Consider the following 12041-nt stretch of genomic DNA (forward strand, 5'->3'; position numbering starts at 1 on the left):
AAAAAGGACCAACATCGCTGCCTTATCTCCCACTATAACCAGTATTGAGGATGAGGATTTTCCTTTCTTTGCCATTTTGTATCAGGCAGGGTATTTCACGATAAAAAAGACAGAGCCGGATTTTTTATTCGTAGGACTGCCAAATAAGGAAGTAAAAAAGGCCTTTGCCGAGTTGGTAATAGAAAAACTTACTAATAAAGATGCCATTGCCGTAAATGATGTTTATAAAGATAGAATCGCCGATGCGCTAGCGCATAAAGACTTTACAGCGCTAAAAGATGAATTCAACAAAATCTTGAATGAATTTTCCTATGAGAGCGTAATAAGTTTTAAAGAATACGCTTTTCGTGATGTTTATAAAGTGATGCTGCAGCTATTAGGCTACAACACCTATACTGAGTATCAAACGGCACTTGGCAGAAGCGATTTATGCTTTGAAGATGACAGAAGACTTTATATCTGTGAGTTTAAAGTCATAAGTAAGGTTGATAGCGTTCAAGAGAAACTTGCAAAAGCCAAAGAACAAATCAGGGAAAAGAAATACGGTTTAAGAATTACCGATAAGGAAGTGATTACGCTTGCAATTGTCATCGTTAATGAAAACGCAAGCGATAAGCAAAAGCCGATGCGTGAAGTTGTGGCAATTGAAGAGGTCATTTAGACGGATCATAATTATATATGTGAGTCAAAATGAGTGTTATAGTGCTCTTGTTGATAGCAGTTTTGTGAAAAACAACAAAAAAATTGTGCGTCCGAACTGGACGCACAATAACAAGGTGAATTTTTTAAATATTTTTAAGCTCCAATCTTAAAGAATTCACGAGCCTCGGCAGGGGTCATAACTTCTTTATCCATAGCACGGATTAAATCAGCGGCTTTTTTGACTAAAGGCGCGTTGGTGTCAACTTGAGTATTAGGATCAAGGTAATTGCTGTCTTCAAAACCAACGCGTACGGTCTTAGCTCCCATACCTAAAGCGGCAGCAAAAATTCCCATGTCTTTACGCCCTGAGTGGGTAATACCCCAAACGGCCCCTTCAGGTATCATGTCTATCATCATGGCAAGTGCTTTAGGAGTTGCCGGTGCTTCACCTTTATGTCCTAAAACGACACTAAAGAGTACCGGTTTGACGAAGTCATATTTTTGCATCAGTTCAAACATGGTATTGGTGTGACCGATTTCAAAAGTTTCGACTTCGGGAATTTTTTTATATTTAAGAAGCTGCTGCACACAGTATTCAACATCTTCAGGACGATTTACATATACGCCTTTGCCCAAGTTTGTTGATCCGACATTAAGTGAACAGGCTTCAACTAAAGGAAGAGGCACAGGAGCGCAACGCTCCTCAATTGTCAGATCGGAAATTCCGCCGGTTGACACTTCAATAATAATATCGGAGTCTTTGCGAATAAGTTTCAAAGTCTCTTCAAGTAATGAGGTGTCAGGAGTTAAAGATCCGTCTTTAGCGCGTACATGTAAGTGCACCATGGCTGCGCCGTTTTTATAGCATTCAAGGACGTCAGCAGCAATAGCTTCCGGAATGATATCTTTGCATGTCGCGGCAACCGGTGCGACGTTAATCATTACTTTATTTTCAAAATTCATAACTACACCTTGAAAAAAGCGCCCCGCAGGGCGCTATGTAATCGTTTTTTATAATAAGCACAAAGATAACCAAGGAACAAAGGTTACGATGAGCAATGCAACGATGGAGACCAAGAGAAGCGGAGTTACACCGCGCATGATCTTCTCAAACTTGACTTTAGCAATATCGGCTGCAACGTAGAGGTTCGGACCGACCGGAGGAGTTACCTGACCGATGGAGAGGTTCAATACCAAAACTACGCCTAAGTGGATCATATCAATGCCTAAAGCTTTAGCAATCGGCATAACGATAGGTACCAAGATGAACAGAGCTGAAGTGTTGTCCATTACGCAGCCTGCGCACAAGAAGACGATGTTGATGATGAGCAACATGACAATCTTGTCGGAGGTTAAGGAAATGGCAAGCTCGGTTAAGCGGGCGGCAATACCCTGCTCGGTCAAGACCCAGGAGAAAATACCTGCGTTCATGATGATAAGGAGAATGATGCCGGTGGTTTTGCCGGTAATGAACAGAGCCTGAGCAAAGGCTTTAAAGTTAAGCTCTTTGTATACGAATGTACCTACCAAGTAGCTGTAAATTACGGCAACGGCTGCAGATTCGGTCGGGGTTAAGATACCGGAGTAAATACCGCCTAATACGATGACCGGACTGATAATTCCCCATAGTGCATCAATAAAGCACTTCATGATTTCCTGACCGCTGGCCATCTTGCCTTTACCGCCCCAATTGTTTTTCTTGGAGATCCAGTAAGTATAGATGCAGAGAATGCCGCCGAAGATGCAGCCCGGAACAATACCAGCAAAGAACAGGTCACCGATACTTTCACCGGTGATCATACCGTAAATAATGAAAGTGATTGACGGCGGGATGATGGTACCTAAAGATCCGGAAATTGCGGATAAGCCTGATGAGAATCCTGAATCATATCCTTCTTTAACCATTGCCGGAATTAAGATGGAACCGATAGCGGCTACGGTAGCAGTGCCTGATCCGGAAATAGCGGCAAAGAACATAGCAGCGATAACGGCTACAATACCCATACCGCCGTGCATTCCGCCGAAGAAGCAGTTTGCAAGGTTAATAAGGCGCTTTGAGATACCGCCTTTATCCATTAAGGCTCCGGCTAAAATGAACAGAGGAATAGTCAAAAGTGTGAATTTTTGAACGGTTGCCTGCATCATTGCCGGAACAACACCCAAAGGATCTCCGGTATACAGCAGGGTGAAAATACTGGCAAGGCCTAAAGCAATGGCAATAGGGATATTGATGAAAATCATCAAAGCCAAGCTGCCAAATAAAATCAGTTCTGTCATTTACATGAGCTCCTGTTGAGTTGTGTTGTCTTTATTAATATAGGTGTATACCCAGAGACGATATATAGAAAGTACTGCAGATAAAGGAATGGCAATACCGATCATCCAAATCGGCATTTCAAGCACGCCGGTAAGCATGTTGTAGTGAGCTTGGCGCCATACCATTTCAGCACCGTAATAGAGCCAAATTAAATAGTTAACGGTGATAAGAATCGCTCTTACGTAAGTATGTGTGGTCTTAATCGGTCCGGTTAACTTATCGGTCAAGTAAGAAAAGCCCATGTGGGAATTGGTCTTAAATGCAGCAGCAGCGGCAAGACAGCAGACCCAAACGAACATTGTTGTAACCAGCTCTTGAGTGAAAGAGAGGTTAATAAAGCTTACCTTACGTGAGAACACATTGATGAAGGTAATGATTGCCATTATCACCAATGCGAAAGCGCATAAGATTTCTTCAAAATTGTCCCAAAACTTTTTCATGTGTTAGTCCTCAAGATAACCTTTGGTAAAAAGTTCAATAACGTCTTTACCGATAGACGGTTCGAACTCGGCGTAAATACCTTGGCATTTTTCCTTAAAGGCATTCTTTTCTTCTTCGGTCAGTTCAGTGAAAATTACACCTTTTTTCTTTAGATCTGCGATGATTTGACCTTCGGATTCAGCCAAGTAGTCATTGGCCCACTGCAAAGCTTTGTCGGCAGATTCGCGTACAATACGCTCTTCTTCGTCAGTTAAGCTTTCAAGAGTGGCAGAGCTCATGATCCAAATAGTGGTATCGCGAACGCCATCCCACAAAGTTACGTATTTTTGAACTTCATCAAATTTTGATGAGGCATACACGGCAATCGGGTTTTCCTGTCCGTCGATAGCACCTTGCTGCAAAGATGTATAAACTTCAGAGAAATCCATTGCAGTAGGGTTGGCGCCGAAATAAGTACGGTATAGTGAAATGAACACATTAGCACCGGGAACGCGGATGTTCATGCCGATGAGATCATCAGGAGTCTTGATCTCTTTCTTGGAGTTGGAGATCTGACGAGATCCAGCGTTATGAATACCAAGGTTTTCGGTTTCAATGGCATTACACCACTTGTTGACTTCATCCTTAACCTTCTGGCTGTGGCAGAATTTTAAGAGGTTGTCCTCAGTTGGGAACAAGAACGGTAGCCAGAATGCATAGAAGCGCGGATCGTAATTGGCAATGTTTGCCGGAGCACAGGCGTGGATGTCAATGTTTCCGGTTTGAGTCAACTCAATGGCTTTAGTCAAATCACCGCCTGATAAACCGCAATTGGTGAAGATTTCAACACGCATTTTACCGTTAGAAGCTTCTTCTACATATTTTTTAAATTGCTGAGCAGCTAAGTCGGAAACCGAGTTAGGAGCCTGGGTATGTGAGAAGTTGATTACGGTTTGACGTTCAGTTTTGTCGCAACCCGATAATGAAAGAGCTAAAGTTGCCGCGGCAACGCCGGTCAGAACAGCTCCTGTAATTCTTGTAAATAATGATTTCATGTATTAAAGCTCCTTTATTTACATGAGTCCTTTGGCTTCCATAGCACGGCGTAAAGCGATGGCACCAAAGCGCGGACTTGAAAGTACCGGCTTACCGATAATATCGGCTATGTACTGCTCACAATAGGCCATAGATCCTTGAGCAAACAAAATCACATCAACTTTGTCAGCGATTTCTTTTGCGTATTTAGTCATGAGTTCTCTGAACTGGTCAGGATTCAAACCGAAGCCGCCTTCAACCAAAGCGTCAACCATTTCAACATGCTTTCCCATCTCGCGGGCAACGCGTAAAACGGTATTCTTGGTCGGAATTAAGGTTGAGGACAAGGTGGCCATAACACCGATGCGCTTGCCTTGACGGACAGCTTCACGGCACATTTCCTCGTCGATTCTGACGATAGGTACGCCGGTATAACGTGCCAAGTCCTGGCAGGCGTCGGCAACTTCACCTACGGAAGAGCAGATGTTAAGAATGCCGTCAACGTTCTCTTCAACTGATTCCATGAACATTTTGACAAGACGTGCGGCCGGTTCTTTAGTAACATAGCCTATTTTGGCAACTTCGGCGATAATAGTCGGATCCTTATGGGAAACGATTTCAGTATCAGCCGGAAGCTGAGATTTTACTTCGCGCTCTACAAGCTCAATTAGTTCCGGAGTAACTCCGGTGTAGACTAAAGATACTTTCATATATGCTCCTTAAGCAGGTTTTTTAAGATAAGGTGATAAGAAGGTAAGACCTTCTTCGGTAATGCCTTGAGGGTTGTACTCGCAGCCGACAAAGCCTTCGTAATTCAGATCGTTTAAAAGTTTCAGGCAGTAAGCTCCGTCAAGCTCGCCGTGATCAAACTCATGACGATCGGGAACTGAGGCAATCTGCACATGTCCGACTTTGGCGATATTGTCCTTTAAGAATTTGGTTATGCCTCCGTCAACCATTTGGGCATGGTAAAAATCAAACTGTACTTTGACATTGTCAAGGTTTACTTTGTTGACAAAAGCCAAAGTTTCATATTGGCTTTTGTATAAATAGTCAGGTTTAACTTCCGGACATAAAGCCTCAAGAGTAACCGTTATTCCGTGAGGCTTTGCCTGTGCTGCAGCGTATTCAACGCTTTTGGCAAGCGCATCGTATGCCGCTTCTTTAGTAAAATCTTTAACAACGGCTGACATGACATGTACGGTTTTGCATCCGGCGAATACCGCATAGTCAAGAGCTAAGTCAATGTCTTCTTTGGCGTCATTAAATCCGCCGGGAATTGCGGCGCGTCCCCATTGACCGTTAGCTGTATCGCCGCCTTTGGTATTGAAAAGAGCAAGTTTAAGACCGTTGTCATCGAGCAGTTTTTTAAGATCTGCTTTGGCAAGTTCATAAGGCCATAACATTTCAACAGCGCTAAAACCGGACTTAGCTGCTTTTTCAAAGCGCTTGGAAAATTCGACCTCTTTGAACATCATGGTCAGGTTTGATGCAACTTTAAACATGATTCACCTATAACAGCTCTTTGATGTCGGCATCGGTCAGGTAGCGGATATTGCTGCCTTTTGTCAGGAAGTAAAGCTTGCAGCTTTCTTCAAGTTCTTGGGCGTTATTTAAAGCGTCGATCATATCTTTGCCGCCGACGACCATACCGTGATTGGCAAGCAGGAATGCTTTATTGCCGGCACCGACTTTGCTGATGTCATCGGCAATTAAGGTAGAGCCCGGCTTTCTGTACGGAGTCATGATGACTTTGCCAAGACGCATTACAAGATAAGGGGTCATAGGCTTAATTGCATTCATCGGATCGAGTCCGTCAAGGCAGGCATAAGCGGTACTGTAGCTTGAATGCAGATGAATAATGGCTTTAACGCTGGGATTGACTTTGTATAAAGCGATATGGAACGGAACTTCCTTAGTCGGCTTTTTGCCGGAAAGCAATGTTCCGTTTGCATCGACTTTGGATAATTCATCAATATTAAGATGACCTAAAGAGCAGCCTGTGGGAGTAACGATGAAGTTGCCGTCAGGCAGGGCTACTGACATATTGCCGGCGGCGCCGTTGGTAAGTCCTCTTTCAAATAAGATCCTGCCGGCGCGGGCCAGATCTTCTCTTAATTCGGTTTCGGTTTTTTCACTCATGATTAAAATTTTCCTTGTGCTTGGTTAAAGAAATCGATTTCGCCGAAATTGCCTGATTTAAGAGCAAGCGAGATATTCTCGTTAACGGCTTTGACCCAAGGAACGCCCGGGGCGATTGTAGGTCCGATATAAAAGCCTTTGACTTTAAGAGCTTTAGTGACCTGACCTGAAGTTTCACCGCCTGCGATAATGTATTTCTTAAACCCTTCTTCTTTAAGCTTGGCGCTTAATTTATAGAAGAAATTCTCAATAGCCTGGCTTGAGGCTTTGGCTCCGAATTCTTTTTGAATTTTGGCTAAAGCTTCGGGATTTGCCGTAGCGTAAATAAGAGGAGCTTTTTCTTTGCTGTTTTCTACAGCCCATTTGCAGACTTCGCTTGCGTACTCGTCAGTCTTTTCATCGGAAATTACGCATTTTTCAATATTAACGACAAATGACGGAGCGCTCTCTTTATATTTTGCAACCTGAGCGTTGGTCATTGCAGAACAAGAGCCTGAAAGGACAATAGTCTTTTCGTAATTAGGTCTGCCTTTGTTTTGCGCTTCTTTTACATCTTGTGATGAAGTCAAAAGCGCTTTGGCAAGTCCCATACCAAGACCTGAACCGCCGGTAACCAAAACGGTATCTTTAAAAGCTTGACCTTGAGTATAAAGATCGGCATCGTCAATAGCGTCAACTACGGCGCCGTTATAGCCTTCGCTCTTTAATTTTGCTGCGGCATCAAGGATGGCTTTTGCACCGGCTTTTACGGTTTTATCGTCAATAAGTCCGCATTTTATGGTGCTTTGCATTTCTACAAGACGCATGACGTTGCTGTCGTGCATCGGGTTAACGGGATGGTTTTTCATCGGTGATTCGTGCAGAGGAAGACCTTTGACGAAAAGGTAGCCGTTAAATAATTCACGTCCGTTAACGGGAAGAGCCGGAGAGAAAATAGTGAAATCGGTATTAAGCTCTTTCATTAAAGCTTCGGTAACGGGGCCGATGTTTCCTTCTTCGGTGCTGTCAAAAGTAGAGCAGTATTTAAAGAAGAAATTCTTGCATCCCTGGCTCTTTAAATATCTTGCGGCGGCAATTGAATCTTTTATTGCCTCTTCCTTGGGACAGGAACGACTTTTAAGACTGATTACTACTGCATCGGCATCGGGTGTCGGATCTGAAGCTTCCGGTACCCCGATAAGCTGAATGGTGGACATTCCTTCTTTAACTAAGAAGCTAGCTATATCGGTGCCGCCGGTAAAGTCATCTGCGATTACGCCTAAAATCATAAAGCTACCTTTGTTTAATTTTGTTAAAAAAACAATTACACAACATACTATTGTGAATTTTAATGTTACTTTTTGTTAAATTGTGTGAGTGACGACTCATTTTGTGAAGTTTTTTAACAAAATGTTAAAAATATTAGTGAAATAACAATGATTCTTATATAATTCATAATAACAATGTGAATTTTTGTGAAATAAGAGAGTAGTGCTTGTTATGATCCCGATTGAACGACGTCAAGCGATTTTAAAAAGCCTGCAGCAGGAAGGAATCGCCAGAATCAATACTTTAGCCGAGATCCTCAATGTGTCTCATATGACGGTAAGACGCGATTTGCAGAAACTTGAGGAAGAAGGATTAGTCGTACAGGTGTCGGGCGGCGTTCAGGCGACAAAACGTCTGCATATAGAGCCTTCCCATCAGGTTAAGGAAAGCCTGATGAGTGAAGAGAAAAAAAGGATCGGTAAAAAAGCTTCTGAAATCATTCCTAAAAATTCATGTATTTATCTTGATGCCGGAACCACAAGCCTTGCTTTAGCGAGATTTATCGCTGACAGAGACGATTTGACCGTAGTAAGCAATGATTTGGCGGTAATGGATTATTTGGCGCTTAATTCAAAAAGTACGCTTATTATGACAGGAGGCATTGTCCGTACTGAAAATCTGTCAACGGTAGGGCATTTGACTTCCAAAATGATTTTAAGTCTGTCCTTTGATATTGCTTTTATGTCGGCTTCATCTTGGGATTTACGCGGTATAACAACGCCAGATCCGGATAAGGTCCCGGTTAAGGAAGCTGCAGTACAATCGGCAAACAAGGCCGTACTTATTTGTGACTCGTCAAAATACGCGCAGTACGCGACATATCTTGCAGTGCCGCTTGATAAAATCAATATGCTGATAAGTGACGTGAACTTATCCGAGCTTGCTCAAAGAAATTTAATCAAACAGGGAATTGAGTTAAGTTTAGTGTAATGTAAGAAATTTTTGGTCATAAAATGAATTACCGCGCACATACATGCGCGGTAAAGCTCTCTACTCAATAATGTTGAATTTATCAAGATAGTCCGTGTTAAGAGTAATTCCTAAGCCTTCGATATCATCGCTAAGCTCAAGATAACCGTTTTTAGGCAGCGGATCGCCCTTGAAAATATAGTAAAAAAGTTCATTTCCCACTTCGACGTTGTACACAGGGAAGAATTCGGAAATAGGGGATGCGGTGGTAGCCATGCAGACATGGTAATTGTGCATCATGCCCGAGTGCGGAATAACAGGAACCTGGAAAGCTTCCGCCAAATGGTTAATCTTTTGCGCGATAGTGATGCCGCCGACGCGGTTAGTGTCATATTGAATGACGTCAATGGCTTTTCTTACTAATAAATCTTTAAAGCCAAAAAGCGTGAATTCATGTTCGCCGCCTGCTATCGGAATAAGATTCATCGCTTTAAGCTCGGCATAGCCGTCAATGTCATCAGGTATCACCGGCTCTTCAATCCAGCGCAGGTTGTATTCGGCAAGAATCGGCAGCATGCGTTTGGCGTACTCAAGCGTCCACCCCATATAACACTCAACCATAAGGTCGATGTCAGGACCGACAAGTTCGCGCAGAGCCTTTATCTGTTCAATGTTTTTACGCATGCCGTAAGGTCCGTCTTTAGGTCCGTAGCCGATGCGCATCTTCATCGCGGTAAATCCCTCATCAAGATAGGATTTTGCTTCAGCTAAGAATGCGTCCAAATCATCGTTGGCATAAAGCTTTGAGGCATAGCACCAGAGTTTTTCCTTGGTTCTTCCTCCTAATAATTTAAACACCGGCTTATGCTCTTTCTTGCCTTTAATGTCCCAGAGAGCGATATCGATGGCGGAAATTGCCGCCATGCAGATACCCTTGCGTCCCCAAGCGATAGTGGAACGGTACATTTTCTGCCACAGATATTCGTTATCGTAAGGATCTTCACCTATGATTTGCGGAGTAAGGTAAGTATCAATGATTTCTTTGGCAATACGCGGGGCTAAAGCGCAATTTCCGATGCCGACGATACCGTCAGATGTTTCCACTTCAACCACCAGCCAGCCGTGGAATCTGAAGGTAGCCATAGTTTCGGCTTTGGCGTAAAGAATATCCATGGCGCTGCCTGAAAAGTGCGGACGCGGTTTATCGACTTCACCTTTCCATTCATAAACTTTGGCGCGGACTGCGGTGATCTTCATAGAAACTCCTTAATCTTGTCAATTTTCTAGAAGTCTATGAAAAACAAACAGGAAAAAGTGCGAAATGCTTCAAACGTTAGGATGTTTACAGAAAATAATGAGATAAAAAGAGAAAGAAGAGCAAGCTAAGGCACCAACACCTTAGCTTTTTAAATTAGGAATTAAAGATATTCGTTAAAACATTTTTGCATGCCTTGTGCGGCTTCGTTTTCGTCTTCACCTTCACAAGAAACGGTTACTTCAGCACCGCAGCGGATACCAAGGCCCATCAGCGCGAAAATTCCTTGTTTTAACGCGATCTTTTTACCGTTTGATTCAATAAATATGTTGGATTTGTATGCATGCGCCGCTTTAATGATGGCACCTGCTGGACGGGCATGAACTCCGTCGCGATCTTTAATGGTGTACGTAAATTGTTGCATGATGTTTTGGAAAACTGTGTGTTTATAAAAAATAAAATCTAACATTGTCGCAGCGGCAATGCTAAAAATATTTTAGTAAAAATTTCTTAAAAATGATCGAGAAATCAACAAGACAGGGAGAAAATCCCTGTCTTGCCTAAACTTAAGATTGAGAAATGCGATCGCGCAATTTCTGCCCGGCTTTAAAAGTAGTAACTCTGCGCGGAGCAATGGTTACTTCCTGTCCGGTTTTAGGATTACGACCGGGGCGGGCGGTTTTCATTTTAAGTTCAAAGTTACCAAAACCCGTAAGCTTAACAAATTCCCCGCGTTCTAAAGATTTTGCAATGCTTTCAAAGAAATCATCAACAAAACTTTGTGCCCTAAATTTCGGGAAATTATATTTAGTTACGAGCCGTTCGGTAATTTCAGCTCTGGTTAAAGCCATAGTTTAGTTTCACCTTGTAACAGTAAATTGATTCATAAAAAGTTTCTCTAATAGACGCGTTACGTTGATCTAAAACTCTAAGGCTCAGTCCGTAGGCGTGCAAAAGCACCAAATGCGGTCAAAGGGTAAGCCGCTTCACGAATTTCAGATTATCTGTTTGATAATCGCTCCTGCCGTCTTGATAAGAGTTTTAACAATCATTAATAATAGTTGTTATCGCAATCAAGAAACTATTTATATGAAACTAATTCTACCGAAATTTTAACGATTTAATAAAATAAAATCGATTTTGTTTTAAAAATGCGAGTCAAAGCTGAATTTTTTCGCTGTTTGTGATTCTATTAACGGATTGAGCGGCATTTTGCTCTGTCGTGATGCAAGGTAAAACTGAGGCGATAAGTATATAATGACAGAAAATAAAGATTTTTATAAATTTATCGAAAAATTTAAAAATAAGAAATTTCCTACTTTTGATCTTAATACTTATCTTGAAGTAAATAATCCTTATTCTTTTTGTTTTAGAGTATCTGATGACAGTATGCTTAAATTCGGAATTCAAAAAGGGGATATTGTTGTTTGTCGGCATGATTTAGAGCCTAAAAAAGGTGATTTAATCGTAATTTACGTAAACGGCGGCATGAAAGTCTGGAAAAAAGAGGATGATATTCAGCCGATTTTAATAGAGTATTGCATTAAGGTGACCAATCCTCGGTCAAGTGATCCAGAAGGGTATTTCGTGGGAGTGGTTTGCTCGATGTTTCGCTCAGTTATGAAATTGCATGAAAAAATAAAGAAAAGAAGAGAGATCTCATCAAGGAAATGATTGATGTTTTTTTAATTTGATCTCATTAAAAACTAAAAAAGTTAAATTAATTAAAAAATTTGGCTATAATGCGATCAAATTTTATTTGTTATATTTGGTTATAGAGATAAAAATGAATATTAAAAATAAAGGAACTGATCTTTTAGTATCTTCATTTGGAGATGTATTAAATAAAAAATATGATCTGGTCATATTGCCATGGGGAGCTACCGAACCGCATAATTTGCATTTACCGTATTTAACCGACTGTATTTTATCGCATAGTATCGCTGTCGATGCAGCAAAAATCGCAAAAGATCATTTCGGCGTAAACAGTATGGTTATGCCTCCGCTTACTTT

Annotated in this window: 15 protein-coding genes; 4 read left to right on the forward strand and 11 right to left on the reverse strand. The window is 41.8% G+C overall.

Annotated elements, in window-relative coordinates; translation table 11 throughout:
• On the forward strand, positions 1–661 hold a 661-nt coding region (locus QZ019_RS07160), incomplete at its 5' end, for a PD-(D/E)XK nuclease domain-containing protein (RefSeq protein WP_295483649.1).
• Between the two features lie 134 nt (positions 662–795).
• Here the strand turns inward: QZ019_RS07160 and QZ019_RS07165 are convergent.
• From QZ019_RS07165 to otnK, 8 genes are read right to left on the reverse strand one after another with little or no spacing between them, the layout of a single operon-like run.
• The gene (locus tag QZ019_RS07165; RefSeq protein WP_295483651.1) at positions 796–1605 is read right to left on the reverse strand and encodes a 3-keto-5-aminohexanoate cleavage protein; all 810 of its coding nucleotides are present in this window, start codon (positions 1603–1605) and stop codon (positions 796–798) included.
• A gap of 48 nt (positions 1606–1653) precedes the next feature.
• Complete coding sequence (locus QZ019_RS07170) at positions 1654–2919, reverse strand: TRAP transporter large permease (RefSeq protein WP_295483654.1); 1266 nt, start codon at positions 2917–2919, stop codon at positions 1654–1656.
• Positions 2920–3399, reverse strand: a complete 480-nt coding sequence (locus tag QZ019_RS07175; protein WP_009143936.1) for a TRAP transporter small permease — start codon at positions 3397–3399, stop codon at positions 2920–2922. It abuts the gene before it with no gap.
• Positions 3400–3402: 3 nt separating this feature from the next.
• The gene (locus QZ019_RS07180) at positions 3403–4434 is read right to left on the reverse strand and encodes a DctP family TRAP transporter solute-binding subunit (RefSeq protein ID WP_009143937.1); all 1032 of its coding nucleotides are present in this window, start codon (positions 4432–4434) and stop codon (positions 3403–3405) included.
• An 18-nt stretch (positions 4435–4452) separates the two neighbouring features.
• On the reverse strand, positions 4453–5124 hold the full coding sequence (locus QZ019_RS07185; protein WP_295483657.1) for an aspartate/glutamate racemase family protein: 672 nt from the start codon (positions 5122–5124) through the stop codon (positions 4453–4455).
• Positions 5125–5133: 9 nt separating this feature from the next.
• Positions 5134–5919: a TIM barrel protein gene (locus QZ019_RS07190; protein WP_295483660.1), complete on the reverse strand. Its 786-nt coding sequence runs from the start codon at positions 5917–5919 to the stop codon at positions 5134–5136.
• Between the two features lie 7 nt (positions 5920–5926).
• Complete coding sequence (gene otnC, locus QZ019_RS07195; RefSeq protein ID WP_295483662.1) at positions 5927–6556, reverse strand: 3-oxo-tetronate 4-phosphate decarboxylase; 630 nt, start codon at positions 6554–6556, stop codon at positions 5927–5929.
• Between the two features lie 2 nt (positions 6557–6558).
• Positions 6559–7824: a 3-oxo-tetronate kinase gene (otnK, locus tag QZ019_RS07200; protein WP_295483665.1), complete on the reverse strand. Its 1266-nt coding sequence runs from the start codon at positions 7822–7824 to the stop codon at positions 6559–6561.
• Between the two features lie 211 nt (positions 7825–8035).
• On the opposite strand from otnK, the gene QZ019_RS07205 reads away from it, so the two are divergent.
• On the forward strand, positions 8036–8794 hold the full coding sequence (locus tag QZ019_RS07205; protein ID WP_294566714.1) for a DeoR/GlpR family DNA-binding transcription regulator: 759 nt from the start codon (positions 8036–8038) through the stop codon (positions 8792–8794).
• 60 nt (positions 8795–8854) lie between these two features.
• On the opposite strand, the gene QZ019_RS07210 is transcribed toward QZ019_RS07205, so the two are convergent.
• From QZ019_RS07210 to QZ019_RS07220, 3 genes are all read right to left on the reverse strand, one after another.
• Positions 8855–10030 (reverse strand): L-rhamnonate dehydratase, encoded by a 1176-nt coding sequence (locus tag QZ019_RS07210; RefSeq protein WP_295483669.1) that lies wholly within the window; start codon positions 10028–10030, stop codon positions 8855–8857.
• Between the two features lie 161 nt (positions 10031–10191).
• The gene (locus QZ019_RS07215) at positions 10192–10452 is read right to left on the reverse strand and encodes an HPr family phosphocarrier protein (protein ID WP_295483672.1); all 261 of its coding nucleotides are present in this window, start codon (positions 10450–10452) and stop codon (positions 10192–10194) included.
• Positions 10453–10594: 142 nt separating this feature from the next.
• A complete protein-coding gene (locus tag QZ019_RS07220) occupies positions 10595–10879 on the reverse strand; it encodes an integration host factor subunit alpha (protein ID WP_009143945.1) in 285 nt (94 codons plus the stop codon).
• Positions 10880–11285: 406 nt separating this feature from the next.
• Here QZ019_RS07220 and QZ019_RS07225 point away from each other — a divergent pair, with 406 nt between their 5' ends.
• Together QZ019_RS07225 and QZ019_RS07230 are read left to right on the forward strand one after the other, a co-directional pair.
• Positions 11286–11702, forward strand: a complete 417-nt coding sequence (locus QZ019_RS07225) for a S24 family peptidase (RefSeq protein ID WP_295483675.1) — start codon at positions 11286–11288, stop codon at positions 11700–11702.
• Positions 11703–11814: 112 nt separating this feature from the next.
• The coding region (locus QZ019_RS07230) for a creatininase family protein (RefSeq protein ID WP_295483678.1) at positions 11815–12041 on the forward strand (227 nt) is incomplete at its 3' end.

The sequence above is a fragment of the uncultured Succinatimonas sp. genome (assembly GCF_905203285.1).
Classification (GTDB): Bacteria; Pseudomonadota; Gammaproteobacteria; order Enterobacterales; family Succinivibrionaceae; genus Succinatimonas.

Bases quoted from the DNA above. Each gene is read 5' to 3' on its own strand.
- QZ019_RS07165 (WP_295483651.1), bottom strand. From the start codon at position 1,605: ATGAATTTTGAAAATAAAGTAATGATTAACGTCGCACCGGTTGCCGCG.
- QZ019_RS07170 (WP_295483654.1), bottom strand. From the start codon at position 2,919: ATGACAGAACTGATTTTATTTGGCAGCTTGGCTTTGATGATTTTCATC.
- QZ019_RS07175 (WP_009143936.1), bottom strand. From the start codon at position 3,399: ATGAAAAAGTTTTGGGACAATTTTGAAGAAATCTTATGCGCTTTCGCA.
- QZ019_RS07180 (WP_009143937.1), bottom strand. From the start codon at position 4,434: ATGAAATCATTATTTACAAGAATTACAGGAGCTGTTCTGACCGGCGTT.
- QZ019_RS07185 (WP_295483657.1), bottom strand. From the start codon at position 5,124: ATGAAAGTATCTTTAGTCTACACCGGAGTTACTCCGGAACTAATTGAG.
- QZ019_RS07190 (WP_295483660.1), bottom strand. From the start codon at position 5,919: ATGTTTAAAGTTGCATCAAACCTGACCATGATGTTCAAAGAGGTCGAA.
- otnC (WP_295483662.1), bottom strand. From the start codon at position 6,556: ATGAGTGAAAAAACCGAAACCGAATTAAGAGAAGATCTGGCCCGCGCC.
- otnK (WP_295483665.1), bottom strand. From the start codon at position 7,824: ATGATTTTAGGCGTAATCGCAGATGACTTTACCGGCGGCACCGATATA.
- QZ019_RS07205 (WP_294566714.1), top strand. From the start codon at position 8,036: ATGATCCCGATTGAACGACGTCAAGCGATTTTAAAAAGCCTGCAGCAG.
- QZ019_RS07210 (WP_295483669.1), bottom strand. From the start codon at position 10,030: ATGAAGATCACCGCAGTCCGCGCCAAAGTTTATGAATGGAAAGGTGAA.
- QZ019_RS07215 (WP_295483672.1), bottom strand. From the start codon at position 10,452: ATGCAACAATTTACGTACACCATTAAAGATCGCGACGGAGTTCATGCC.
- QZ019_RS07220 (WP_009143945.1), bottom strand. From the start codon at position 10,879: ATGGCTTTAACCAGAGCTGAAATTACCGAACGGCTCGTAACTAAATAT.
- QZ019_RS07225 (WP_295483675.1), top strand. From the start codon at position 11,286: ATGACAGAAAATAAAGATTTTTATAAATTTATCGAAAAATTTAAAAAT.